General features: G+C 66.5%; 15 protein-coding genes and 5 pseudogenes. 14 read left to right on the forward strand and 6 right to left on the reverse strand.

The window, feature by feature from the left end; genetic code table 11:
* The first annotated feature begins 906 nt into the window (after window positions 1-906).
* The 7 genes and pseudogenes from ACSJDS_RS08610 (at window position 907) to ACSJDS_RS08640 (ending at window position 11,522) form a co-directional block, all read left to right on the forward strand.
* Entirely contained in the window at window positions 907-1,695 is a 789-nt protein-coding gene (locus ACSJDS_RS08610; RefSeq protein WP_473032913.1) for a class II glutamine amidotransferase, read from the forward strand.
* 228 nt (window positions 1,696-1,923) lie between these two features.
* Window positions 1,924-3,612, forward strand: coding sequence for an AMP-binding protein (locus tag ACSJDS_RS08615; protein ID WP_473035001.1), 1,689 nt, complete (start codon window positions 1,924-1,926; stop codon window positions 3,610-3,612).
* 226 nt (window positions 3,613-3,838) lie between these two features.
* Window positions 3,839-7,785: pseudogene (hrpA, locus tag ACSJDS_RS08620) on the forward strand (ATP-dependent RNA helicase HrpA).
* 104 nt (window positions 7,786-7,889) lie between these two features.
* Window positions 7,890-9,012: pseudogene (locus tag ACSJDS_RS08625) on the forward strand (beta-ketoacyl-ACP synthase III).
* Between the two features lie 65 nt (window positions 9,013-9,077).
* Window positions 9,078-9,830, forward strand: coding sequence for an MlaA family lipoprotein (locus ACSJDS_RS08630; protein ID WP_473032914.1), 753 nt, complete (start codon window positions 9,078-9,080; stop codon window positions 9,828-9,830).
* Window positions 9,831-9,842: 12 nt separating this feature from the next.
* A pseudogene (locus ACSJDS_RS08635) lies at window positions 9,843-11,026 on the forward strand (PP2C family protein-serine/threonine phosphatase).
* The gene (locus ACSJDS_RS08640) at window positions 11,013-11,522 is read left to right on the forward strand and encodes an STAS domain-containing protein (protein WP_473032915.1); all 510 of its coding nucleotides are present in this window, start codon (window positions 11,013-11,015) and stop codon (window positions 11,520-11,522) included. The pseudogene ACSJDS_RS08635 and the gene ACSJDS_RS08640 overlap by 14 nt, the downstream one beginning before the upstream one ends.
* Before the next feature lie 103 nt (window positions 11,523-11,625).
* On the opposite strand, the gene tal is transcribed toward ACSJDS_RS08640, so the two are convergent.
* Entirely contained in the window at window positions 11,626-12,573 is a 948-nt protein-coding gene (gene tal, locus ACSJDS_RS08645) for a transaldolase (protein ID WP_473032916.1), read from the reverse strand.
* A gap of 153 nt (window positions 12,574-12,726) precedes the next feature.
* Between tal and ACSJDS_RS08650 the strand changes: the two genes are divergently transcribed.
* The 7 genes and pseudogenes from ACSJDS_RS08650 to ACSJDS_RS08680 all read left to right on the forward strand — a co-directional run bounded on the left by ACSJDS_RS08650 (window position 12,727) and on the right by ACSJDS_RS08680 (window position 21,176).
* Window positions 12,727-13,911 carry a multidrug effflux MFS transporter gene (locus ACSJDS_RS08650; RefSeq protein WP_473032917.1) on the forward strand — a complete coding sequence of 395 codons (1,185 nt, stop codon included), beginning with the start codon at window positions 12,727-12,729 and terminating at the stop codon, window positions 13,909-13,911.
* Window positions 13,904-14,637 (forward strand): annotated as a pseudogene (locus ACSJDS_RS08655) (TSUP family transporter). The gene ACSJDS_RS08650 and the pseudogene ACSJDS_RS08655 overlap by 8 nt, the downstream one beginning before the upstream one ends.
* A gap of 156 nt (window positions 14,638-14,793) precedes the next feature.
* The gene (locus ACSJDS_RS08660; protein WP_473032918.1) at window positions 14,794-15,750 is read left to right on the forward strand and encodes a PstS family phosphate ABC transporter substrate-binding protein; all 957 of its coding nucleotides are present in this window, start codon (window positions 14,794-14,796) and stop codon (window positions 15,748-15,750) included.
* 133 nt (window positions 15,751-15,883) lie between these two features.
* Window positions 15,884-18,172 carry an ABC transporter permease subunit gene (locus ACSJDS_RS08665; RefSeq protein WP_473032919.1) on the forward strand — a complete coding sequence of 763 codons (2,289 nt, stop codon included), beginning with the start codon at window positions 15,884-15,886 and terminating at the stop codon, window positions 18,170-18,172.
* Window positions 18,173-18,187: 15 nt separating this feature from the next.
* Window positions 18,188-19,863: pseudogene (gene pstA, locus ACSJDS_RS08670) on the forward strand (phosphate ABC transporter permease PstA).
* Window positions 19,864-19,925: 62 nt separating this feature from the next.
* Window positions 19,926-20,741 (forward strand): phosphate ABC transporter ATP-binding protein PstB, encoded by an 816-nt coding sequence (gene pstB / locus ACSJDS_RS08675; protein ID WP_473032920.1) that lies wholly within the window; start codon window positions 19,926-19,928, stop codon window positions 20,739-20,741.
* Window positions 20,742-20,831: 90 nt separating this feature from the next.
* Window positions 20,832-21,176, forward strand: a complete 345-nt coding sequence (locus ACSJDS_RS08680) for a metalloregulator ArsR/SmtB family transcription factor (protein WP_473035002.1) — start codon at window positions 20,832-20,834, stop codon at window positions 21,174-21,176.
* Between the two features lie 22 nt (window positions 21,177-21,198).
* On the opposite strand, the gene ACSJDS_RS08685 is transcribed toward ACSJDS_RS08680, so the two are convergent.
* The 5 genes from ACSJDS_RS08685 to ACSJDS_RS08705 are packed head-to-tail and all read right to left on the reverse strand — an operon-like array spanning window position 21,199 to window position 25,465.
* Window positions 21,199-21,684 (reverse strand): FKBP-type peptidyl-prolyl cis-trans isomerase, encoded by a 486-nt coding sequence (locus ACSJDS_RS08685; RefSeq protein WP_473032921.1) that lies wholly within the window; start codon window positions 21,682-21,684, stop codon window positions 21,199-21,201.
* Window positions 21,681-22,667, reverse strand: a complete 987-nt coding sequence (locus ACSJDS_RS08690) for a molecular chaperone TorD family protein (RefSeq protein ID WP_473032922.1) — start codon at window positions 22,665-22,667, stop codon at window positions 21,681-21,683. The genes ACSJDS_RS08685 and ACSJDS_RS08690 overlap by 4 nt, the downstream gene beginning before the upstream one ends.
* 2 nt (window positions 22,668-22,669) lie before the next feature.
* Window positions 22,670-23,938, reverse strand: coding sequence for an NrfD/PsrC family molybdoenzyme membrane anchor subunit (gene nrfD, locus ACSJDS_RS08695; RefSeq protein WP_473032923.1), 1,269 nt, complete (start codon window positions 23,936-23,938; stop codon window positions 22,670-22,672).
* The gene (locus ACSJDS_RS08700; protein WP_473032924.1) at window positions 23,935-24,696 is read right to left on the reverse strand and encodes a 4Fe-4S dicluster domain-containing protein; all 762 of its coding nucleotides are present in this window, start codon (window positions 24,694-24,696) and stop codon (window positions 23,935-23,937) included. Before ACSJDS_RS08700 ends, nrfD begins: the two co-directional genes overlap by 4 nt.
* A 34-nt stretch (window positions 24,697-24,730) precedes the next feature.
* Complete coding sequence (locus tag ACSJDS_RS08705; protein ID WP_473032925.1) at window positions 24,731-25,465, reverse strand: molybdopterin dinucleotide binding domain-containing protein; 735 nt, start codon at window positions 25,463-25,465, stop codon at window positions 24,731-24,733.
* Between the last annotated feature and the right edge of the window lie 161 nt (window positions 25,466-25,626).

The following is a 25,626-nucleotide window of genomic DNA, read 5'->3' on the forward strand; positions in this document are numbered from 1 at the left end:
TGGTGTCGCCGCTGAGCCTGCAGACCGCCGGGTTGCCGGGCACCCTGTATCTCGGTTTCGACGTGCCGGTTCAGGCCTGGCTGGCGCGGGAGGGCGAGCGGCTCACCGGCGAAGCGCTGCCGCCCCACCTGCAGGTGACGGCCGAGCTGCGTGACGAGGCGGGGCGGATCCAGTCGGCGAAGGTGCTGCAGCCCGATGGGGGCCGCTTCGTTGGCGTGCTGCCCGCGCCGGCCCTGACCGGTACGGCGCAGCTGGTGGTGCGTGCAGAGGCGCAGGGGCTACGCCGTCAGCGCCTTCAGCCGGTGAATGTCCAGCCGGCCATCACGGCGCACCATGAGGTGGCGGCCCATCGCGTCTTGCTTAGGGCCGAGCACCCCCTGCTGCACCGCGACAACACCCGTTTGCACGGGGAGCTGCAGGGCGAGCGTCTGGCGGCTGAAGCGGTGGAGAGGCGGCGCTGGGCCATGCGGCTGCCCGACCTGGACACCGAGCTCAGTCAGCCGCTGATGCTGCGGGCACAGATTACCCTCGAGGGGCGCTCTCGCGAGCTTCGCCTGCCGCGCCTGATGCTGTTTCCGGATGGGCCGACCGGCATCGATCGGGCCGATACCGCCCCGGCCGTGGTGGTGGAGCGCTTTCATGAGGAGCTGGCGCCGGTCCGGGAACCCGAGCCGGTCGCGCCCCTCAGTGCGGCGGACCGCGTCGTCGACCTGATCGATGGGCTCTGGCAGCGGGCCTGGCGTCAGTGGCACGGCACGGCGGCGCCGCGGCAGCGGCTATGGGACACCTATGGCGGTGATCCTCGGCTCTGGGCGGCGCTCTTGGTGGTGTTCGGGGCGGTTCTGCTGGGGTGGCGGTGGCGCCGCCGGCGCCGGGCGACGAGGGGTTATCACCGGGAGGAGCCGTATGTGTGAGCTACTGGGCATGAGTGCCAATGTGCCCACCGATATCTGTTTCAGTTTTACCGGCTTCTTGCATCGTGGCGGTGGCACTGGACCTCACCGCGACGGCTGGGGAATCGCCTTCTACGAAGCGGGCGGCTACCGCGATTTTCGCGACCCCCACCCGTCGGTGCGTTCGCCGATCGCCCGGCTGATCTGTGACTACCCGATCAAGTCGCATATCGTCATCAGCCATATTCGCCAGGCCAACGTGGGCGAGGTGCGGCTCGCCAATACCCACCCCTTCACCCGCGAAATGTGGGGGCAGACCTGGTGCTATGCTCATAACGGCCAGCTGGCGGACTGGGCATCGCTGCCGCTCTCCTTCTACCGCCCGGTGGGTGATACCGATAGCGAGCACGCCTTCTGCTGGCTGATGGGAGAGTTGCGCCAGCACTTTCCCAAGGCCCCCGAGGAGGGCGAGCGAGAGGCGCTGTGGTGCCTGCTGCATCGGCTCTGCGAACGACTGCGTGGCCTGGGGGTCTTCAATCTGCTGCTGGCGGATGGCGACTACCTCTATACCTACTGCTCGACCAAGCTGGCGCACATCACCCGCCGCGCGCCGTTCGGCAAGGCGGAGCTCTCCGATGCCGAGCTGACCGTGAACTTCGCCGAACACACCACGCCCGACGACATCGTGTCGGTGGTGGCCACCGAGCCCCTGACCAGCAACGAGGAGTGGGTGCGCATGCTGCCGGGTGAGCTGCTGGTGTGGCGACAAGGCAGGATCCTGGCGCGCTATGCCACTCCCTGAGGGTTGTGTCAGCGTGGAGGGGCGGCTTGCCTTTCGCCGCCGTATTGCCCACGTTGAAGGCGACAGCGGCTGTTGGGAATCGAATGCAATGGCCCGTGAACGACTGTTTCAATCGCTCGTTTTACAGTCCGCTGGCGCTTGGTATATCGTAGGGGTTCATTGCAGAACAACAACTGTCGATGCTCGGGGGTGGCCCACGACATCGACGATGCCGTGGAGAAACTGCTTATGAGTGAACACGCCAGCGCTCCGATCCTGAACGGTCCTCAACTGGAGGGCATGGAGGATTACCGCTCGGTCATGGAGGTCTTCCATGCCGCCGTCAAGCGCTTCGCCGACAACCCGGCCTTTAGCTGCATGGGCCAGACCCTGAGCTTCGCGGATCTGGATCGGCTATCCGCCGATTTCGCCGCCTGGCTGCAGCATGAGACCGGCCTCCAGCCGGGCGACCGTATCGCCATCCAGCTGCCCAATGTGCTGCAGTTCCCGGTGGCGGTGTTCGGCGCCATGCGCGCGGGGCTGGTGGTGGTCAACACCAACCCGCTCTATACCGAGCGCGAGATGGCTCACCAGTTCAAGGACTCCGGGGCTAGGGCCATTCTCATCCTGGCCAACATGGCCGACAAGCTGGAGAAGGTACTCGATCGTACCGATATCGAGCATGTGCTGGTCACCGAGCTGGGCGACCTGCACGGCTTCCCCAAGCGGCTGCTGATCAACGCCGTGGTCAAGTACGTCAAGAAGATGGTACCGGCCTATTCGCTGCCCATGGCGGTGCCGTTTCGTCAGGCCCTCAAGGCGGGCGCCGCGCGCCAGCACCGCGAGGTCGAGCGCGAGCTGGATGACATCGCCGCGCTGCAGTACACGGGCGGGACCACCGGCCTGCCCAAGGGCACCATGCTGACCCACCGCAACCTGGTGGCCAACATGCTACAGGCCCGTCAAGCCATCGGTCCTGGCCTCGACGAGGGCAAGGAGGTGGTGATCGCGCCGCTGCCCGTCTACCACATCTATACCTTTACGGTGAACTGTCTGTTCTTGATGGAAACCGGCAATCATTCGGTGCTCATCACCAATCCCCGCGACCTCGACAACTTCGTCAAGGAGCTCAAGGGGCTGCAGTTCACCGGCTTTATCGGCCTGAACACCCTGTTCAACGCCATGTGCAACCGCGAGGATTTCCGCCAGCTCGACTTCTCCAAGCTGCACCTGACGATCTCCGGTGGCATGGCCTTGACCAAGGCGGCGGCACAGCGCTGGGAAGAGATCACCGGCTGTCCCATCGCCGAGGGCTACGGTCTCACCGAGACCTCGCCCATCGTCAGCTTCAACCCCATCGATGCCATTCAGCTGGGCACCATCGGCAAGCCGGTGGCCGATACGGCGGTCAAGGTAGTGGACGCCGATGACAACGCCTTGCCGTTCGGCGAGCCGGGTGAACTCTGCGTCAAGGGGCCTCAGGTCATGAAGGGCTACTGGAACCGCGACGAGGAAACCGCCAAGGTGATGACCGAAGACGGCTGGTTCCACACCGGTGACATCGCCGTGCTGCAGGAAGACGGCTATATCCGTATCGTCGATCGCAAGAAGGACATGATTCTGGTCTCCGGCTTCAACGTCTATCCCAACGAGATCGAGGATGTCGTGGCGGCCCACTCCGGGGTGCTGGAGTCCGCGGCGGTGGGGATCCCCGACGAGAACAGCGGCGAAGTGATCAAGCTGTTCGTGGTGGCCAAGGATGAGAGCCTCGACGCCGAGTCCCTTCGCGACTGGTGCAAGAAAGAGCTGACCGCCTACAAGGTGCCCAAGGTCATCGAGTTCCGCGACGAGCTCCCCAAGACCAACGTCGGCAAGGTGCTGCGCCGCCAGCTTCGCGACGAGGAAATCCAGAAGGATCAGCAAGCCGAGCAAGCGTGACGCCATAGCGGCGGCCTTGCCGCGCGATAGCGAGCCGCAATCGTCAGAATTAGCCGCCGCTGCTTTGCCGGCGTTACAATATCCTGCCCGTCCCGGCTTAGCCGGGGCGGGCAGGTTTGTTCCACTGCTCGAGGATGTCGTGACCACCGCCACTCGCCCTGACTCCGCCCCCCTCCGTGACGCCTCCACCGAGCTCGAGCGCCTGCGTCAGGCGCTCGACGGCGTGATGCTGCATGACCGTGCCAAGCTCAGCCGGCGGCTGGGCGGGCTTGCCCGGCGGATGGCCCAGGACAAGCCCGTGGACCGCGGCCTGGCGGAGGTGGCCCAGGCAGTGGCACGCTCGGCGGCCCAGGTCGAGCGGCGCGCCGCTCGCCCCGTCACCCTGGCCTATCCCGAGGCGCTGCCGGTGGCCGAGCGTCGCGAGGATATCCTGGCCGCGCTGCGCGATCATCAGGTGGTCGTGGTGGCCGGCGAGACCGGCTCCGGCAAGACCACCCAGCTGCCCAAGCTGTGCCTGGAGCTCGGCCTGGGGCGTCGCGGGCTGATTGGCCATACCCAGCCGCGGCGCCTCGCCGCGCGCTCGGTGGCCGCGCGCCTGGCCGAGGAGATGGCGGTCCCGCTGGGCGAGCAGGTCGGCTATCAGGTGCGCTTTACCGACCAGACCGACGAGGCCACCCTGGTCAAGCTGATGACCGATGGTATCCTGCTGGCGGAGACCCGCCACGACCCGGATCTGATGCGCTACGAGGCGATCATCATCGACGAGGCCCATGAGCGTAGCCTCAACATCGATTTCCTGCTCGGCTACCTCAAGCGCCTGCTGCCGCGCCGCCCCGACCTCAAGGTGATCATCACGTCCGCGACCATCGACGTGGCGCGCTTCGCCGAGCACTTCGCCCTGCCCGGGGAGCGCAAGGGGAAGCGCAGGGCGACCCCACGCCCGCCCCGGTGGTGGAGGTCTCGGGCCGCACCTACCCGGTGGAGGTCCGCTACCGCCCGCTGGTGCGCGACGCCGAGGATGAGGCCGACCGCACCCTGCAGGAGGGCATCCTCCATGCGGTGGAGGAAATCGAGGCCATCGAGCGGGAGAAGCGCTGGTTTCACGGCCCCCGCGACATCCTGATCTTCCTGCCCGGCGAGCGCGAGATCCGTGAGGCCGCCGACACCCTGCGCCGCGCCGACCTCAAGAGCACCGAGGTGCTGCCGCTCTATGCCCGGCTCTCCAACGCCGAGCAGAACCGGGTCTTCGCTCCCCATGCCGGTCGTCGCATCGTGCTGGCCACCAACGTGGCCGAGACCTCGCTCACCGTGCCCGGTATCCGCTACGTGATCGACCCGGGGCTGGTGCGCATCAGCCGCTACAGCTACAAGGCCAAGATCCAGCGCCTGCCGGTGGAGCCGATCAGCCAGGCCAGTGCCGACCAGCGCAAGGGCCGCTGCGGCCGGGTGGCCGAAGGGGTCTGCATCCGCCTCTATGACGAGGAGGATTTCCTGGCCCGGCCCGAATTCACCGACCCCGAGATCCGCCGCACCAACCTGGCCTCGGTGATCCTCTCCATGCTGTCGCTGAAGCTGGGCAGCATCGAGGCGTTTCCCTTCGTCGACCCGCCCGATGCGCGCTTCATCAAGGATGGCTTTCGGCTGCTCTTCGAGCTGGGCGCCGTGGACGCCGGCAATCGCCTGACCCCGACCGGACGCCAGCTGGCGCGGCTGCCCATCGACCCGCGCCTGGCACGCATGGTGCTGGCCGGGGCCGAGCAGGGCGGGCTGCGTGAGGTGCTGATCGTGGTGTCGGCGCTGGCGGTGCAGGACCCTCGCGACCGTCCGGCGGACAAGCGCGAGGCCGCCGACCAGGCGCACCGGCGCTGGCGCGATCCCGACTCCGATTTCGTGGCGCTGCTCAACCTGTGGGACGGCTTCGAGGCCGCCCGCGGCGAGCTCTCCGGCAACCGGCTGCGGCGCTGGTGCAAGGAGCACTATCTCAACTACCTGCGCCTGCGCGAGTGGCACGATACCTTCCGCCAGCTGCGCCAGCTGTTGCGCGAGATGCAGATCGAGGTGCCGCCGCCGGCGCCACGACCCGTCCCCGAGGAGGGCGGTGCGGAGAAGGCGCTTCAGGAGGCGCGCCGCCGCCAGGCCGCCACGCTGCACCGGGCGCTGCTGCCGGGGCTGCTCTCGCACCTGGGCCTGCTCACCGAGAATCGCGAGTACCTGGGGGCGCGCAACCGCAAGTTCATGATCCATCCCGGCTCCGGCCTGGCCAAGAAACCGCCCAAGTGGGTCATGGCCTTCGAGCTGGTGGAGACCTCACGGCTCTTCGCCCGCACCGTGGCCAGGATCGATCCGCAGTGGATCGAGCCGCTGGCCGGCCACCTGGTGAAGCGTAGCTACAGCGAGCCGCACTGGGAGATGAAGCGTGCCCAGGTGGTGGCGAAGGAGCAGGTGACCCTCTTCGGGCTGCCCATCGTCGCCGGGCGCAAGGTGCACTACGGTCCCGTCGACCCCGTCGAGGCGCGGGAGCTGTTTATCCGTCGCGCCCTGGTCGAGGGTGAGTTTCGCACCCGCGGTGAGTTCTTCGCCCACAACCGGGCGCTGATCGAAGAGGTCGAGGATCTGGAGGATCGCGCCCGCAAGCGCGATATCCTGGTGGACGAAGAGGCGCTGTTCGCCTTCTACGACGCGCGGATTCCCGAGGGGATCACCACCGGCAAGGGCTTCGAGCAGTGGCGCAAGCAGGCCGAGCGCGACGACCCCGAGGTGCTCAAGTTCGATCGCGCCGAGCTGCTGGCCCGGGAGGCGGAGGAGGTCACCCAGGCCCAGTATCCCGACGCGCTGGTGCTCGATGGCGTGCGCTATCCGCTTGCCTATCGCTTCGAGCCCGGCGCGCCGGACGATGGTGTGACCCTGACGGTGCCCGCCGCTATGCTGCCGCAGCTGCCCCTGGCGCGCCTGGAGTGGCTGGTGCCGGGCCTGCTGCGCGACAAGTGCATCGCCCTGCTCAAGTCGCTGCCCAAGTCGATTCGCCGCCAGGTGGTGCCGATTCCCGACTGGGTGGATGCCGCCCTCGAGGCATTGGTACCCGAAGACGTGCCCCTGACCGAGGCGCTTGGCGAGTTTCTGCGGGTCAAGACCGGGGTGCGCCTGCATCCCGACGACTGGCATACCGAGCAGCTCGAGCCCCACCTGGTGATGAACCTGAAGGTGGTGGACCATCACGGCAAGGTGCTGGGGCAGGGGCGCGATGCCCGCGAGCTAGAGCGCCGCTTCGAGGCAGCGGCCGGGGAGGGCGCTAGGGCGTTGGCCGCCGAGGCCGGCGGCGAGCCCGACGTGACCTCGCTGCCCGAGACGCCGCTGCCCGAGTCGCGGGTGACCACCCAGGCGGGCATTCGTGTCGAGGCCTACCCGGCGCTGGTGCCCGAGGGCGAGGCGTTTCGTATCGAACTGTTTGACCATCCGGGCAAGGCGGTGCAGGCTCACCGGCGCGGCGTGGCGCGGCTGGCCATGGCGCGACGACCCGAGGTGGTGCGCGCCATCGAGCGGCTCAAGGGGCTCAATACCTGCGCGCTGCTGTTCGCCAAGGTAGGCAGCAAGCGCCAGCTCAACGAAGACTTCGTCGAGGCGGTCTTTCTCCAGCGCGTGGCTCAGGCGCCGCTGCCGCGCGCCGAGGATGAGCTGGCGGAGCGCCTGGCCGAGGTCGAGGAGACCCTGGTGCCCCATGCCGAGGCCCAGGTGGCCACCCTGCAGGCGGCCCTGGAGGGTCACCTGGCGGTCACCAAGGCGCTCAAGGGCAACCTCAGCCTGGCCCTGGCGCTGGTCTACAGCGACCTCAAGGCCCAGATGCAGCGGCTGGTGCATCCGGGCTTCGTGACCGAGGCCGGCGAGTGGCTCGAGGAGTACCCGCGCTATATGGAGGCCGCGCTGATCCGCCTGGAGAAGGCGCCGCGGGAGCGCATGCGCGACCAGATGCACATGCAGGCGGTTCAGGACTTCGAGTCCCGCCTGGCCGCGCGGCGCGAATGCCAGCGACGCGGCGGCTACGAGGACCCGGCGCTGGTCGAGTTCGGCTGGTGGATCGAGGAATTGCGGGTCTCGCTGTTTGCCCAGCAGCTGGGTACCCGGATGCCGGTCTCCGTCAAGCGGCTGGAGAAGCGCTGGGCCGAGATCACCGACTGACGCCCAGGGGCGTCGCCGTTCGCGGCAGAGCCTAAGGAAACACGCGCATCGGTCGATATCCGATGTGAGCAATGCGGCCAGCGGGCCGCCTAATGGAGAACACCATGACAGACGTCGTGATCACCGGCACAGGGCTTTATACGCCGGCGCACGCTATCGATAATGATGCCCTGGTGGCGGCGTTCAATGCCTGGGTCGATCAAGAGAATGCCCACCATGCCGCGGCTATCGCAGCGGGTGAGCGCGACCCCCTGGCCCATTCGAGCAGCGAGTTCATCGTCAAGGCCTCGGGGATTCACAGCCGCTACGTGATGGATGCCGAGGGTATCCTCGATCCCCAGCGGATGCGCCCGCGCCTGCCGCGGCGGGGCAATGACGAGCCCTCCCTGCAGTGCGAGATGGGCCGGGCCGCGGCCGCCAACGCCCTGGCCGCCGCCGGGGTGGCGGCCGCCGATATCGACCTGGTGATCGTTGCCTGCTCCAATCTGGAGCGGCCCTATCCGGCGGTGGCCGTGGAGCTGCAGGCGGCTCTTGGCGCCGGCGGCTACGCCTTCGACATGAACGTGGCCTGCTCTTCGGCCACCTTCGCCATCGAGATCGCCGCCAATGCCATCCGCGCCGGCAGCATCAAGCGGGCGCTGGTGGTGAACCCCGAGATCTGCTCCGCGCATCTCAATTTTCGCGACCGCGACAGCCACTTCATCTTCGGCGATGCCTGCACCGCCATCGTGCTGGAGGCCGACGACGTCGCCACCGCCGACGCCCGCTTTGCGGTGCTCGGCACCCGGCTGGTCACGCGCTTCTCCAACGCCATTCGCAACAACGCCGGCTTCCTCAACCGCGTGACCGACAGCGACCCGCTGGCGGCCGACAAGCTATTCGTCCAGGAGGGGCGGCGAGTGTTCAAGGAGGTCTGCCCCATGGTGGCGGCGCTGATCGGCGAGCACCTGGCGAGCCTCGAGCTCGCCGGCGGCGACCTCGCGCGGCTGTGGCTGCATCAGGCCAACCGCCATATGAACGACATGATCGCGCGGCGCGTGCTGGGCCATGACCCGGAACCCGACCAGGCGCCGATCATCCTCGACCGCTATGCCAACACCAGCTCGGCCGGCTCGATCATCGCCTTCCATCTGCACCGTGAGCGATTCGGCCCCGGGCGCCTTGGGCGTGGTATGTTCCTTCGGCGCCGGCTACAGCGCCGGTAGCGTCGTGGTGCGTCGTCAATGAGGTCGCGGCAGGCGCTGCCGGACAGAGAGGCGGTATCAATGGATTACGCTCGGACAGGTTCACTCATGCGGACCCTGATGACGCTGGCCCTGGTGGCCGTGCTGGGGGGCTGCGCCGGCAACATCCCCGTCGAGGATCGCCATCCGGACGACCCGTGGGAGGGTTTCAATCGGCAGGTGTTCGTGTTCAACGACGCCATCGACCGGGCGGTGCTCAAGCCGGTGTCGCGGGGCTACCGGACCGTTACGCCGCAGCCGGTGCAGACCGGGGTGGGCAACTTTTTCTCCAACCTCGGCGAGATCCGCACGGTCCTCAACAGCCTGCTGCAAGGCAAGCCGGGTAACGCCGGTATCGCCACCTCACGGTTCTTGATCAATACCACCGTGGGTATCGGCGGGCTGTGGGACTTTGCCACCCACATGGAGATCACCGGTCGTGACGAGGATTTCGGCCAGACCCTGGCGGTCTGGGGGTGGGAGGAGTCGCGCTACCTGGTGCTGCCGTTTCTCGGCCCCAGCACGCTGCGCGACACCACCGGTCTGCCGGCGGATACCTACACCTATCCGCTTACCTACGTGGATGACGACAGGCTACGCTATGGGCTGACGGCACTCAGGGTGGTGGACATGCGGGCTGGCCTGCTCGATCAGGAGGAGCTGATTCGTGGCGACCGCTATGTCTTCATTCGCGATGCCTATCTGCAGCGACGCCGCTTCGAGGTCAGCGATGGCGAACTGGGCGACGACCCCTTCGCCAGCGATGACTTCGACTTCGATTTCGACGATGCGGATTTCGATGATTCAGACTTCGCTGACTGAGGCAGCTTGCCCATGGATGTCCCCAAGCCGTTGATCGGCGTACTCGATGAGCCCGGCGACTACCGCGATGCCCTGGCCGACACCATCGCCCGTGATGGGCTGGCGGTGCTGGCTGCCGAGCGGCTCGAGGACCTGCCGGCGGACACCTCGCTGGTGGTCGCCCATGCCCGGGCGATTCCCAGCCTGGAGTGGGCGAGCTTGACCGAGCGGCTGCCCACGGTGGTGGTCAGCGACTCGCGTCTGGATGCCGACCTGTTGACGGCGGTGGACGTGGGGCTGGTGGACTATGTCGTCGAACCCATGCGCCATGGCCAGCTGCTGCGGCGCATGATTCGCAAGGCTATCGAGCTGCGCCAGCTGGAGGAGGAGCGTGACCGCGACCGCGAGCGGCTGGCTGAGCTTAACGAGAGCCTGGAGACCCACCTGGCGCTGCTGAGGCTGGACCAGCAGGCCGGCGGACAGATCCAGCGCAAGCTGCTGCCGCCGCATGATCAGACGCTAGGGGGGTTCGCTGCGACTACTGGCTCGTGCCGTCGCTCTACCTGTCCGGCGATTTTCTCGACTTCCAGCGCTTCGATGAGCGCTTCAGCGTCTTCTATTTTGCCGATGTCTCGGGCCACGGGGCCTCCTCGGCCTTCGTAACGGTGCTACTCAAGTACCTGTGCAATCGCTGGCTGAACGAATGGGACGGCGAACAGCCGGACCAGCTGCCCGCACGCTGGCTTCGGGCGCTGAATCGGGAGCTGCTGGATACCGGTATCGGCAAGCACATGACGCTGTTCGTGGGAGTCATTGACCATCGCGAGCGCTGCCTCCACTATTCCCTGGGGGCGCAGCTGCCCAGACCGCTGCTGGTCAGCGATGACCGCGTCGAAGAGCTGCCCGGCGATGGCATGCCGGTGGGGCTCTTTCCGGAGGTCGACTATCCACGTTTGTGTCATAGTCTCCCGCCGAACTTCAGGCTATGGTTGTGTTCGGATGGAGTATTGGAGTGCCTGCCGGGCGAGACGCTCGACATGCGGCTCAGGGAACTCGAGCAACGTGTCCTGAACTGCACGACGTTGGTAGAACTGCGAGACAGCCTGGCCCTGGAGCTCCCTCGGGACATCGACGTTGGAGGGGACCACAGCGGCGAGGATCTGCCAGACGACCTGACGATCATGATGTTGAGCGGATTTGGCGATGATCATAAATGAAGGCCGCGTCAAGGCGGCGTTCGACTCCGGTGTCTTCGTGCTCAAGCTGTGTGGCGATGTGCGACTGACCCTCTGTGCCACCCTGGACAGCCAGGCCGAGCAGCTTTCGGAAACCCCGGGGCTGAAGGCGCTGATCATCGACCTGCGCGAGGCCACCAACGTGGACTCCACCGCCCTGGGGTTTCTGGCCAAGGTGGCCATGGCGGTGAGGGACAAGATCGAGCACAAGCCCACCATCGTGGCCGACAATCCCGATGTGCAGCGCATGCTCGAGGTGATGGGGTTTGCCCAGTTCTTCACCCTGGTGGACGCGCCCATCACCGAGGCCTGCGAGCTCTGCGACCTGCCCGAGGTGCCCGCCGACATGGAAGCCACTCGCCGGCGCATTCTCGAGGCACACCGCATCCTGATGCGCATGAACGAGCACAACCGCGAGGAGTTTCAGCCCCTGGTGGAGATGCTCGAAGCCCAGGAGGCGGCCTCCCAGGGCCACTGATCCCGCCTCCCTTCCTCTTCGCCGTTCGGCGCGATGGCTGTTATCCGAGTGCCTCCCCCTGCCGGTGACGGCCAGTCGCCCGGCAGGGGAAAGGGATGCCCCCTTATGCGCTCTTTCCTTTGCGCAGCTCGCCTAGCAGGTCTTCCAGCTTGCGCTGGTCGTCGGTGAACTTGCGGATGCCCTCGGCGAGCTTCTCGGTGGCCATGGCGTCCTCGTTGAGGGCCCAGCGGAATTCCGCTTCGTCGTGGGGCTCCGGCGCCGAGGTGTCGGCGCCCACCGGGGTCAGGCGTCGGCTCAGGGTGCCGCGGCTCTCGGCCAGCTCACCGAGCAGCCCCGGGGAAATGGTCAGCCGATCGCAGCCGGCCAGTGCCAGGATCTCGCCGCTGTTGCGGAAGCTGGCGCCCATCACGATGGTCCGGTAGCCATGGCCTTTGTAATGCTCGTAGATTCGCCGCACCGACTGCACGCCGGGGTCGCGTTCGCCGGAGAAATCGGCCTCGGGCTGGCGCGCCTTGTGCCAGTCGAGGATGCGTCCCACGAAGGGCGAGACCAGGGTGACTCCGGCGTCGGCGCAGGCCTGGGCCTGGGCGAAGCTGAACAGCAGGGTCAGGTTGGTGCGAATCCCTTCCCGCTCCAGCTGGCGGGCGGCGCGAATCCCTTCCCAGGTGGCGGCCACCTTGATCAGGATGCGCTCGGGGCCCACACCGTGGCGGTCATAGCGCTCGATCAGCGAGCGGGCGCGGGCCAGGGAGGCATCGCTGTCGAAGGAGAGTCGGGCGCTGACCTCGGTGGAGACATAGCCCGGCACCAGGCCGGCGATCTCGCTGCCGATCTCCACCGCCACAGCATCCAGGGCATCGTCGATATCGGTGGCGTGGCGGGCGATCTCGGCCAGGCGGGCGCGCCGCTCCTCCTGCTGGGCGGCCTGCAGGATCAGTGACGGATTGGTGGTGGCATCATGGGGCGAAAAGCGGCGAATCGCGTCCAGGTCGCCGGTGTCTGCCACCACGGTGGTCATCTGTTTGAGTTGCGACAGCAGGTCGTCGGCCATGGGAAGGCTCCAATTCATTGTGGTAAGCGTCTTCACACTTTAACAAGACGCCCGGCCCGCTGACAGCGGCAGGCCAGCGGGGAGGCGGGCGGGGGTTATCTGGGCTATCATTAGCGGCCTAGCTATTTTCCTCTTTTCGACCCGGGAGCCGCCTTGAGCCTCAACCCTCGTCGCGTGGCGCTGCTGGTAGCGGCCAACACCGCCCTGGCCCCCTTTGCCATCGATGCCTACCTGCCTGCCATGAGCGTGCTGGCCGACCATGTAGGCGCCAGCATTCATCACACCGAGCTGTCGATCAGCACCTTCCTGGCCGGCTTTGCCATCGGCCAGCTGCTGTTCGGGCCGCTCTCCGACCGTCTGGGCCGCAAGCCGGTGCTGCTCGCCGGGCTGCTGGCCTTCTTGCTGGCGAGCCTGGCGATCACCACGGTCGACTCGCTGACCGAGCTTTTGGTCTGGCGGTTCGTGCAGGCGCTCGGGGGCGGGGCCTGCGTGGTCAATTCGGCCGCCATCGTGCGCGACTGCTTCAGCGGCCGCCAGGCGGCCAGCGTCATGTCGACCATGGCGATGATCATGATGCTGGCGCCGCTGGTGGCACCGCTGGTGGGCAGTGGGCTGCTCTATCTCGCCGACTGGTGGCTGATCTTTGTGTTCCTGGCGGTCTATGCGGCCTTCCTGATGTGGCTGATGGGCACCCGGCTACCTGAGACCCGGGCGCCGGGGCAGCCCGCCGCCTCCTTTCGCCAGGTGTTGCGCAACTACGCCAGCGTACTGGGTCATCGCGAGGCGGTAGGCTATATCTGCGCGGTGGCGGCCTCCTTCGGCGGGCTTTTCGCCTTCGTGACCGCCTCGCCCTATGTCTACCTGGAGCACTTCGGGCTGTCGCCGGCGGTCTACCCCTTCGTGCTGGGGATCAACGTGATCGTCATTGCGCTCTCCAATCAGCTCAACATCCAGCTGCTGCACAGGCGCTCGCCGCTGCAAAACCTGCTGCTGGGGCTTGCCGTTCAGCTGACGATGGCGCTATGTCTGGTACTGGCCGCCGTGGCGGGGGTGGCGTCGCTGCCGGTGGTGGTGGTGCTGGTCATGTGCTATTCGGGGATGATCGGCCTGATCACCCCCAACGCCATGTCGCTGCTGCTCGATCAGTTCGGCCATATGAGTGCCACGGCCACGGCGATGATGGGCGGCATCAAGTTCGGTGCTGCGGCCCTGGCCGGGGTCATGGTGGGCGCCTTCGAGATCGAGAGCCTCTGGCCCATGGTGCTGACCATGCTGGCGGCATCCTTGATTGGCAATGCCGGCCTGAGACGCCTGGCGGGTACGCCGGCTCATGCCTGACGGCCTGCTTGCCTGGTTCGATCTGTCGCTGGCGACCTGGCTCGGCTGCGCGCTGACGCTGATGCTCGGCGCCTTCGTGCAGCGCGCTACCGGCTTCGGCCTGGCGGTGGTGGGGGCGCCCCTGCTGCTGATGCTGGAGCCGCGACTGGTGCCGGTGATTTTGGTGCTGTTCGGGTTCACGGTGTCGCTGCTCACCGTGCGCCACTACCTTCAGGAGGTACGCATCGGCGAGATCGGCATGGCGCTGGTGGGGCGTGTGCCCGGCAACGCCCTGGGCCTCTGGCTGCTGCTGGCCGCTCCCATGGCCGTGCTGGAGACGCTTATCACCGGCAGCGTGCTGTTCGCCGTGGCGGTGACGCTGTTTCGTTTTCGGCTGCCGGTCAACTCGGGCACCCTCTTCGGTGCCGGGTGCTCTCCGGGATCTTCGGAACGGTGGCAGCCATCGGCGGGCCGCCGATGGTGCTGTTGATGCACGGGCTGTCGCCCAATCGGCTGCGCGGTACGCTGTCTGCCTTCTTTATCATCACCTCGCTGATGACCCTGGCCACCCTGGCCCTGGCGGGGCAGGTCCGCCTGTGGCACCTGGCCTTGGCGCTGAGCCTCTCGCCGGCGGTGCTGCTGGGCACCGCGCTGGCCAACCGCATTGCTCACCGCCTCGACCGGCGCCTGCTGCAGGGAGTATCGCTTGCGCTGTGCACCCTGGCGGCGCTGGGGCTATTGATATAAGTCCTTATGGTCACTGTCACACAAGGTTCATCAAACCGCCGGCAAATGTCACTGAAGTGTCATCCGGTCTCCCTATAGTCGCAGCCATCGGTTCACGTAGAGCGGACCGAGACCGCAACGCTGCGACTCATTAGCGCACGAACCCTGGAGACCAAGATGAAACTCAAGCTCATCGCTGCTGCCGTTATCGGTGCCTCGTTTGTCACCACTACTGCCATGGCGGATCGCGTCGACCCCAACCTGCCCGCCTATGAGCCCGTCAGTGGCATCTCCGGCAACATGACCAGCATCGGCTCCGACACCCTGAACAACCTGATGACCCTGTGGGCCGAGGAATTCGCCGGTTTCTATCCGAATATCAACATCCAGATCCAGGGGGCCGGCTCGGGTACCGCCCCCACTGCCCTGACCGAGGGCACCGCCCAGTTCGGCCCCATGAGCCGCGAGATGCGTACCTCCGAGATCCAGGCCTTCGAGGATCGCTTCGGCTATCCGCCGACCATGGTGCCGGTGGCCATCGACGCTCTGGCCGTCTACGTCAACCAGGACAACCCCCTGGAGAGCATCACCCTGCCGCAGGTCGACGCGATCTTCTCCGACACCCGCCGCTGCGGCTATGACCAGGACATCACCCGCTGGGGCCAGCTGGGCCTGGACGGCGCCTGGGAGAACCGCGACTTCACCCTGTATAGCCGCAACGCCGTCTCCGGCACCTACGCCTTCTTCGCCGAGAACGCGCTGTGCGGCGGCGACTTCAAGGACACCATCAACGAGCAGCCGGGCTCCGCTTCGGTGGTGCAGGGCGTGAGCGAGTCGATCAACGGCATCGGCTACTCGGGCATCGGCTATATCACCTCTCAGGTGCGTGCCGTGCCGGTGGCCCGCGACGAGGGCGAGGAGGCCTACCCGGTGGACAGCGAGAACTACCCGCTCTCCCGCTTCCTGTTCGTCTACGTCAACAAGCACCCCAATGAGGACCTGGCGCCGCAGCAGGCCGAGTTCCTGCGCATGGTGCTCTCCCAGCAGGGGCAGGAAGTGACCGCCCGCGATGGCTACATCCCGCTGCCCGAGAGCGTGGCCAGCCGGGTGCGCGGCGAGCTGGGCATCGACTGACCGTTCGTCATGCAGGGATGTACCGGGGCGCTTCGGCGCCCCTTTGGCGTTTTGGGGTGGGCTGTCACATGGCTGTCATGGTGGCTGCTTACCCTCTGCCTATCTTTCCACCTGTCGGGATTGCCCAGCCATCATGAATGACCTGTCCCAGCTCCCCGCCTCGGCGAAAGGCAGATCGCTGCTGCCCAGCCCCGAACAGCGCGAGCGCCTGCGGCGCAAGCGTGCGTTTCGGGACGGTGCCTCCCGCTACGGCATCGGCGCCGCCGGCATCGGCGTGGTGCTCGCCTTGGGGATGATCTTCGTCTATCTCTTCTCCGAGATCATGCCGCTCTTCCAGTCGGCCCAGGTATCGACCCAGCAGACCTATGCCACGCCCGGACTGGAAGAAGGGGAGACACTCGAGCACCTGACCGTCGATCGCTACGACACCCTGGGGGCGAGCTTCACGGACAGGGGGCGCATCACCTTCTTCGAGCTGGAGGATGGTGCGGGGCGCGCCGCCTTCGAGATGCCGCGCCCGGAGGCCGCCCAGACGACGGCCTTCGCCACCGGCTTCGCCACGACGCGGGCCTTCGCCTATGGCTATGACACCGGCGAGATCAGCCTCGGGCAGATCGAATACGCGATCACCTACCCGGATAACTTGCGCCATATCGAGCCGGAGCTGCGCTTTCCCCTCGACGAGGCACCCTTGACCCTGGACGAGGAGGGCCGCGCCATCCAGGTGTTGGGCCTGCAGGTGAGCGACCGCGGCATCTATGCGGCGGCCGAGCTCGAGGACGGCACCCTGATGGTGACCTCCTTCGACCGCCGGGAAAACATCATGACCGGGGAAGTGAGCGTGGAGCAGACCACCGCCGAGCTGCCCGGCTTCGACGGCCGCGCCCGGCAGATCCTCATCGACAACCGTTTTCGCCACCTCTACGTCGCCGACGACGCCGGCTATATCCATCACTACGATATCGGCAACCTGCGCGCCCCCCAGTACCGTGGGGCGGTGCCGGTCACCGACAGCGGCTATGTCACCCATATGGCCCTGCTCAATGGTACGGTATCGGTCATTGCCGGTACCTCAGATGGCCAGGTGCGTCAGTATTTCCCGGTCCGGGATGACCAGAACCGTCACGACCTGACGCATATTCGCGACTTCGCCCGCTATCAAGCCCCGATCACCCATATCGAGGCGGAGTATTCGCGGCGGGGCTTTCTGGTGGGCGATGCACAGGGCAACCTGGGGATCCATCACGCCACCGCCTCGGCCGATGTCTTCGATGCCCGGATGGCACAGGGGCCGCTTGCGCGGATCGCCATCTCGCCGGTCAACTCGATGGCGCTGCTTGTCGACGAGAACCGCCAGCTGCAGGTGGCCAGCGTCAGCAATCGCCACCCCGATATCTCCTTCTCCTCGCTGTGGCAGCGGGTGTGGTACGAGGGCAGCAGCCAGCCACGCTTCGTCTGGCAGTCTTCGGCGGGCGGTGACGAATTCGAGCCCAAGATGAGCCTGGTGCCGCTGACCCTGGGCACCCTCAAGGCGGCTTTCTACGCCATGCTGTTCGCCACCCCGCTGGCGCTGATGGGGGCTATCTACACCGCCTATTTCATGTCGCCCAAGCTGCGCGGCAAGGTCAAGCCCACCATCGAAGTGATGGAGGCGCTGCCCACGGTGATCCTCGGCTTCCTGGCCGGCCTGTGGCTCGCCCCTTTCGTCGAGAATCGCCTGCCGGCGGTGTTCAGCGTCCTGTTGATGATGCCCATCGCCATGCTGGCCTTTGCCTACCTGTGGAGTCGCCTGCCCGAACGGCTGCGGACCCGGGTGCCCGACGGCTGGGAGGCGGTGCTGCTCATGCCGATCGTCATTCTGGTGGGCTGGGCCTGTGTCGCGGCGAGCCCCTACGTGGAGATCGCCTTCTTCGACGGCAGCCTGCGCCAGTGGCTTACCGACAACGGCATCAGCTATGACCAGCGCAACGCCCTGGTGGTGGGTATCGCCATGGGTTTTGCGGTGATCCCGACGATCTTCTCCATCGCCGAGGATGCGGTGTTCAACGTGCCCAAGCACCTGACCCAGGGGTCGCTGGCCCTCGGTGCCACCCGCTGGCAGACCGTGGTGGGGGTGGTGCTGCCCACGGCCAGCATCGGCATGTTCTCGGCGGTGATGATGGGCTTCGGCCGTGCGGTAGGGGAGACCATGATCGTGCTGATGGCGACCGGCAACAGCCCGATCATGAATTTCAATATCTTCGAGGGCATGCGCACCCTGTCGGCCAATATCGCCGTGGAACTCACCGAATCCGCCGTGGGCTCCAGCCACTTCCGGGTCCTGTTCCTCGCCGCCCTTGTCCTGCTGGCCATGACCTTCGTGGTCAATACCCTGGCCGAGATCATTCGCCAGCGCCTGCGCAAGCGCTACGGCAACCTCTGATTCCGGGAGACTTCGATGAAACGTTGGTGGAAAAGCGGTGCCCCCTGGGTCTGGTTGAATGCCGGCGCGGTGGCGATCTCGATCATCATGGTGCTGGGGCTGATCGGCCTGATCGCCGTCCGCGGCCTCAGCCATTTCTACCCGAGCGAGATCGTCGAATTTCAGGTGGGCGATCCTGAGCTGGGTATCGGCCAGATGGTGATGGGCGAGCATGTACGCTCCGAGACCATTCCCGTGGCCGTGGCGCGGGATGCCGGGATCAATGTGCCGCCCGAGCTGGGCATGGGGATCTGGTCACCCGTCATCTGATCAAGCAGGGCAACCGCGACGTGACCGGTCAGGACTTCGCCTGGTATGCCGAGCTGCAGATGTCCGAATGGCGCTCGCCCCCGGATGCCATGCGTCTGGAGCGCCGCGAATGGGGTGACTTCTACGGCTATCCGCTGCGCGTGCTGCAAGAGGGCGAGGTGGTCGCCGAAGGCGAAGGCCTGTGGGAGGCGCTGCAGGCTCGCGTCGAGCGTGCCAATAGGCTGTTTCGTGAGCTGCGCCGGATCGAGCGCAACGACGTCGGGGTGATCAGCGCGGAAATGGAGGAGCTGCGCCTGCGCGAGCGGGCCCTGCAGCGGGACCCCGACATCGACCCCGAGGCGCGTCAGGTCGAGCTGGAGGCTATCACGGCGCGTCAGGCCAGCCTGCAGGAGGCGTTCCAGACGCTGCGTGGTGAGATCGATGTGCTGCGCCGCGAGCTCCATCGCGACACCCTAGTGGCCACGGTGGCCGGCGGGCAGGAGGTGCAGATTCGCATCGGCGAGATCGTGCGCGCCGTGCAGCCCAACAGCCTCTCGCTGCCCGCGAAAATGGTCGAGTACGTGCAGCAGTTCTGGGCCTTCGTCAGCGGCGAGCCCCGCGAGGCCAACACCGCCGGCGGCATCTTCCCGGCGATCTTCGGCACCGTGACCATGGTGCTGCTGATGTCGATGATCGTCAGTCCCTTCGGCGTGCTGGCCGCCATCTACCTGCGGGAATATGCCCGGCAAGGACCGCTGCTGCGCCTGATCCGTATCTCGGTCTATAACCTCGCCGGGGTGCCCTCCATCGTCTATGGCGTCTTCGGCCTGGGGTTCTTCATCTATACCCTGGGTGGCTCCATCGATGAGCTGTTCTACTCGGAGCGGCTGCCGTCGCCCACCTTCGGCTCTCCGGCGCTGATCTGGGCCTCCTTGACCCTGGCGCTGCTGACCCTGCCGGTGGTGATCGTCTCCACCGAGGAGGGCCTGGCACGGATCCCCTCCGCGGTGCGCCAGGGCTCCCTGGCCCTGGGGGCGACCAAGTCCGAGACCCTGTGGAAGGTGGTGGTGCCCCTGGCCACCCCGGCGATGATGACCGGCATGATTCTGGCCATTGCCCGCGCCGCGGGCGAGGTGGCGCCGCTGATGCTGGTGGGGGTAGTCAAGCTGGCGCCGACCCTGCCCGTCGACGGCACCTTCCCGTTCATCCACCTGGATCGGCAGATCATGCACCTGGGCTTTCATATCTACGACGTGGGCTTCCAGAGCCCCAACGTCGAGGCCGCCCGCCCGCTGGTCTATGCCACGGCGCTGGTGCTGGTGCTGTTGATCATCGTGCTCAACCTGACCGCCATCAGCATCCGCAATCGGCTGCGCGAGCGCTACCGCGCCGCCTCCGACTGATCTACACCGAACGTCGAGCGGCGGCTGTGGCCGCCGCTTACCGGAACACCAGGAACGAGACCATGACCTCCATGACCACTGCGCCCCGCCCCGTTGCCGGCCATGCCCGGCCGACAGGCATGCAGGACCTGACCTTCCAGGTGCGCGACCTGAGCCTCTTCTACGGCAAGGACCAGGCGCTCAAGAACATCAGCCTGGATATCCCGCGTCACCAGGTCACCGCTTTCATCGGCCCCTCAGGCTGCGGCAAGTCGACGCTGCTGCGCTGCTTCAATCGCATGAACGACCTGGTGGATATCTGCCGCATCGAGGGGCAGATTCTGCTGGACGGCGAGGACATCTACGCCCGCGGCGTCGACGTGGCGGAGCTGCGTCGCAAGGTGGGCATGGTGTTCCAGAAGCCCAACCCCTTCCCCAAGTCGATCTACGAGAACGTGGCCTATGGCCTGCGCCTGCAGGGGGTCAACAACAAGGCGGTGCTCGACGAGGTGGTGGAGCGCTCGCTGCGCGGCGCCGCCCTCTGGGATGAAGTCAAGGATCGCTTGAACGACAACGCCTTCGGCATGTCCGGCGGCCAGCAGCAGCGCCTGGTGATCGCCCGGGCCATCGCCATCGAGCCCGAGGTGATCCTGCTCGATGAGCCCGCCTCGGCGCTGGACCCCATCTCGACGCTGAAGATCGAAGAGCTGATCAACGAGCTCAAGACGCAGTACACCATCCTGATCGTCACCCACAACATGCAGCAGGCGGCCCGGGTCTCCGACTACACGGCCTTCATGTACCTGGGGGATCTGGTGGAGTTCGGTGAGACCAACACGATCTTCACCGAGCCCGAGAAGAAGCAGACCGAGGACTACATCACCGGCCGCTACGGCTGAGCCGGGGAGGCGCCTTCGCTGGGCGGTGGCGTCTGCTTGCCGTAGAATCGTCATGACATTCCGCTGCCTGTCCCGGGGGCTCGCTTGACGCTGGAACCTGCTCGTTTCTTCAAATGCTTGGGCGACGAGACTCGCCTCACGCTGATTCTGCTGATTCAGCGTGAGGAGGAGCTGTGCGTCTGTGAAATGACCCATGCGCTGGAGGCGTCGCAGCCCAAGGTGTCGCGGCACCTGGCCCAGCTGCGCACCTGCGGGCTGCTCAACGACCGCCGCGACGGCCAGTGGGTCTACTATCGCCTGGCGGACGATCTGCCGGCCTGGGTGCTCGAGGTGCTGACTGCCGCCGATCGGGGCCAGGACAGGCCGCTTGGCGAGCTGCAGCGGCGCCTGTCGCGCATGGGCAACCGTCCCGAGCGCCGCCTGGCGATGTGCTGACCGACTCTCTCTCGAACGGCTGCTACTCCGCTTCCACCCAGCGAATCGGCTGGTAATCAAGCCCGGCCTGGGTCGCAGCAGGTGGTTTTTGAACGCTGCGGATGTGCAGCTGCCAGGTGACTGTCTTGCCGGCCAGCGGATGGTTGCCATCCAGCATGGCGCCGCGCTCGGTGAGGCCCACCACCTTGAGTGAGAATTTTCCCCGCTGGCCGCCCGGCGTCAGGATCATGCCGACGCGCAGCGCCTGGCCCGGCGGCAGGTTCTCGCGTACCGCCTCGAAGACCAGTTCGGGACGGTGGGGGCCGTAGGCCGCTTCCGGCGTCAGGGTCACCGTCAGCGTGTCGTCCGCCTGGCGGCCCATCAGCCGTGTTTCCAGTGCCGGGAGCATCTGCCCGGTGCCGTGCACGTAGTGCAGCGGGTTGGCGGGCGTCGATTCGGCGATCAGCTCGCCTTCGGCGTCGGTCAGGCGGTAGTCGGCGATGACCTCGCATAGATCATGAATCTTCATCCTTTCCTCCCTCGTGCCGGTTGCCTTGTGGCTGGCGGTGTGATCGCCGCCCCCGGCATGGCGGGCTGTGAGGTATCCACCTCGCTGCACGGCGGACATACCGCCAGGTGGGCGGCGTCGAGCCCGGCGGTCTCCAGCCGCTGCCGCATTTCCGTCAGGGTGGCGTCCGGTGTGAAAGGGGTCCCGCAGACTCGGCAGGCCAGCGGTGTCGATGTGAGGTTTGTCCTGCCGTAGGTGCGGTCGTTCGCCTGGACGGTCGGGGCCTCTGGCGCTGACTGGTGGTGCGCCTCGTGAAACAGTGGCGGCGATGAGGCGTTCGATTCCCGGGCGAGTGGTGCCCACTCGGCGAGATCCCGCTGCAGCTGCCGGCGGGTCAGCTGCACCAGCAGGTGCCAGAGGCGCTGTTCGGCCGGGGCCCCATCGGCCATGCCGGTAAGTTTCTGGTGCATCTGGACGACGGCGGGCAGGGTGATGTCGGCGGCCATATGTAGCAGATCGGCCAGGCAGGTAACCGGTATCGCGGCATCGGTGGACGGCGCTGAGCGCTCCTGCTCCCAGCGGCTCAGCACCCAGGCGAACCACTGCAGGTTGAGGGCCAGGTGGTCGGGCAGGTCGTGGAAGCCGGCGTCCCGACCTAGCCGGTGGCGATGATAGAGTGCCTCGATCCGCCGGCTGCCTTGGCCCATGAGGCCGCCGTCCAGATAGCCGCCCAGGTTCAGCGGTGCCGGTGCCGGCGGCGTCAGAAACAGCCGGCTGTAGCCGACCAGCAGTCGCTCGGAGGAGGGAACGGCCTCGAGGGTGCTGCGAAATGCGGCCAGCCACTCGGCGTCGATCGCCGGCAGCCGTTCGGCGAGCTCTTCGAGGTCGGGCTGCAGACCCTCACGCAGCGCCCTCAGGGTGACACCGTTGAGCGGGGTCAGGAAGGCCCGCGACAGGCAGAGATAGAGCTCCGCCGAGGCCAAGGGGTCGATGTCTCGGTTCATGGTCACTCCCTGGAAGTGGCCCGCCCCTGGGGGCGGGCCGTGAGGCCTTGGCAGCTGGCGATGGCATCAGGTTCCGGCCGGCTGGGGGCGGCCGTCGGTGAGTCGGCCAGCTGCCGGGGCATGTCGCCCAGGTCGAGGAACTTCTCGCCCAGCAGGTAGAGCACGAAGAACAGCGACCAGCCGGCAATGCTCAGCGCCCACTCGGTGGCAGAGGGCGTATAGCGGATCAGGTTGGGCACCCAGGTGCCCTGGAAGAGCGGCACCACCTGGCCGCCCACCACGAAGTAGAAGCGCTCGGCAAACAGCCCCAGGAAGACCAGACAAGCGACCAGCACCTGGATATCCATGCGGCTGCGCCACTGTGCGCTCAGCATCAGGGCGAAGGGCACCAGCAGGCCGACGATCAGCGAGAGGTTATACAGCGGCGAGGCGAACAGGTAGTCGGACCACACCAGGCTGATTTCCGGGTTGTTGCTGTACAGCCCGGTGATGGCGCGGGCGGCGATAAACAGCAGCGTACCGCCGATCAGCGCGGCGAACAGCTTGGGCAGGGCGCCGGTGAGCAGCGACTGCAGTGCAGCGGGCATGCGCTCGCGCTGGAAGCCATAGGCCAGATAGACGAAGAACACCAGGGCGGCCACGCCGCTGGTTACGCCGGTGAAGTAGAAGTAGATCGGCAGCAGGGCATCGAACCAGAAGGGGCGCATGCTCATCATGCCGAAGATCAGCGCCAGGTTGCCGCTGGCCAGCAGCACGCCGATGAACGACGCGATACCCACCTGCTTGCTGGTCTTGCTGTCCCATTCACCGTTCTGCAGCTTGCTGAACTTCCACAGCAGGAACAGCAGGTCCAGGGCATAGAAGACCCCCATCCAGAACATCGCCGACTGCACCTGCAGGTTGAGCGGGATGGCCCACAGCATGCGGAAGACGTTGCCAAGCTCCAGGGCCAGGACCGCCATCCCCGAGATCAGCACGATGAAGGCCAGGAAGATGCAGCGCTTGGCGATGGGGTAGTACTGCTTGAAGCCGAAGACCAGCGGCAGCGAGGCGATCAGCCCCAGCCCCGATGACGCCAGGGCGAAGTAGAGATAGGTGGCGATGGGCTGGCCCCAGGGCAGGGTGGAGCTGGTGTTGAAGGAGGTGTGGCCCTGGGTTGCCAACTGTGCCACGCCGTAGCCGAGGCTGACCAGGAACACCAGCGAGGCAGCCAGCAGCAGCAGCGAGCCCAGCTTGCCCTGCAGCGCATTGGGTTGGGTAGAGGCACTCATGCGTCATTCTCCCTGTCAGCGGGGGTAAAGGCGGGCACGCCGGCGCCGGCACCGAGATAGTAGACCTGGGGACGATTGCCGGTATGGTCCTTGAGACGCACCCCGTGCTTGTCACCGATCAGTTGGTTGACCTGGCTCTCGGGATTGTCCAAGTCACCGAAGTAGCGCGCCTTGGGGGCACAGGTGCGCACGCAGGCCGGCACGTACTCCTTGACCTCGGGGTTGTCCTCGTCGAGGTCGGCCACCCCCTCGGGGGCATGGCGGACCTTGTGGTAGCAGAAGGTGCACTTGGAGACCACGCCCTTGGGCTGGATGCCGATACCGCGCCGCCAGTCCTCCTCGGGGCTCTGGTAGGGCGGGCTCCACAGCTGGCCATTCTCGCCGGGGAAGGCCTCACGGACGTCCGGCTCGATCAGCGGCTTCTCGTCGGCGTAGAAGCGCACGCCGTAGGGGCAGGCGATCATGCAGTATTTGCAGCCGATGCACTTGTTCCAGTCGACGAAGACGATGCCGCCGGCATCCGGGTCCTTGTAGGTGGCCCGGGTCGGGCAGACGTGCACGCAGGAGGGGTTTTCGCACTGCATGCAGGGCCGCGGCAGCCACTTCATCTGGGCGCTGGGATATTCGCCCTCGTGGTAGAAGAGCACGTCCTGCCAGCTTTCGCCCGGCAGGGTGTTGTTTTCCATCGAACAGGCCGTGGTGCAGGCCTGACAGCCGGTGCACTTGTCCAAGTCGATGACCATTCCCCATTTTGCCATGGTGATGACTCCTCAAGAGTTCTGTGTCCGTGGATCAGGCGCGTTCGAGTCTGACCTTGCCGGTGTAGTAGCTGGCGAGTCCCGAAATCGGATCGGACACATTGGCCGTCACCTCGCCGGAGTGCCCTGGGCCGCGACCGGCGGCCCAGCGCCCCTGGGCCCAGTGGCCGAACTCGAAGGGCAGCACCAGGGTGTCGGGGCGGTGGGCCGCCACGAAGCGACACTCCGCCTCGATGCTGCCCGGGTCCGAGGTGATCCTGACCCGATCGCCGTTGCGGATGCCGCGCTCGCGGGCCGTGCGCGGGTGCACCTCCAGATAGACGGTGTCGCGGCCGCCGACGATGGGCTGGTGGATGGCGATGTTGTGAGGGATATTGGCGCCGCGCCCCTCGGCGTGCAGCGGAGTCTTGGGCGTCACGAAATAGAGGTCGCCGTCCCCGCCGCTGTGCTGCGGCTCGACCCACTGGATCAGGCCCGCGCGATCGCGGGGAATGCCCATTTCCCGCTCGATGTAGGCGGCGTGTTCTTCCAGGAAGCCGGACTTGAACTCGAACTTTCCGGAAGGCGTCCGGAGCAGCTTGGCCTTCACCTCCTCGGGACTCATCTGCAGGCTGTAATCGAGACCGTCCCACTCATAGAAGCGCCCGCGGTGCAGCCGCCAGTGATAGGGCTTCTTGTACCAGACGCCTTTCTCCTTCCAGCTCTCGAAGTCGTTGACGCCGTTGTCGCCGGGATTCTGCGCGAAGCCGGCGGCGCGGTGGCGCAGCACGTTCTCGACGCTGTCGAGTGCCCGGTAGTACTCCCCGCCGGGCCGTTGAGGCGCTTGCCGATGCCGATCAGGATGTCGCCGAAGTGGCGGGTGTCGTAGATCGGGTCCACCGCCGGCACGCGCAGGGCGGTCATCGGCCAGCCCTCGAAGGGGTAGGTGGG

The sequence above is a fragment of the Halomonas sp. SL18_1 genome (assembly GCF_055755715.1).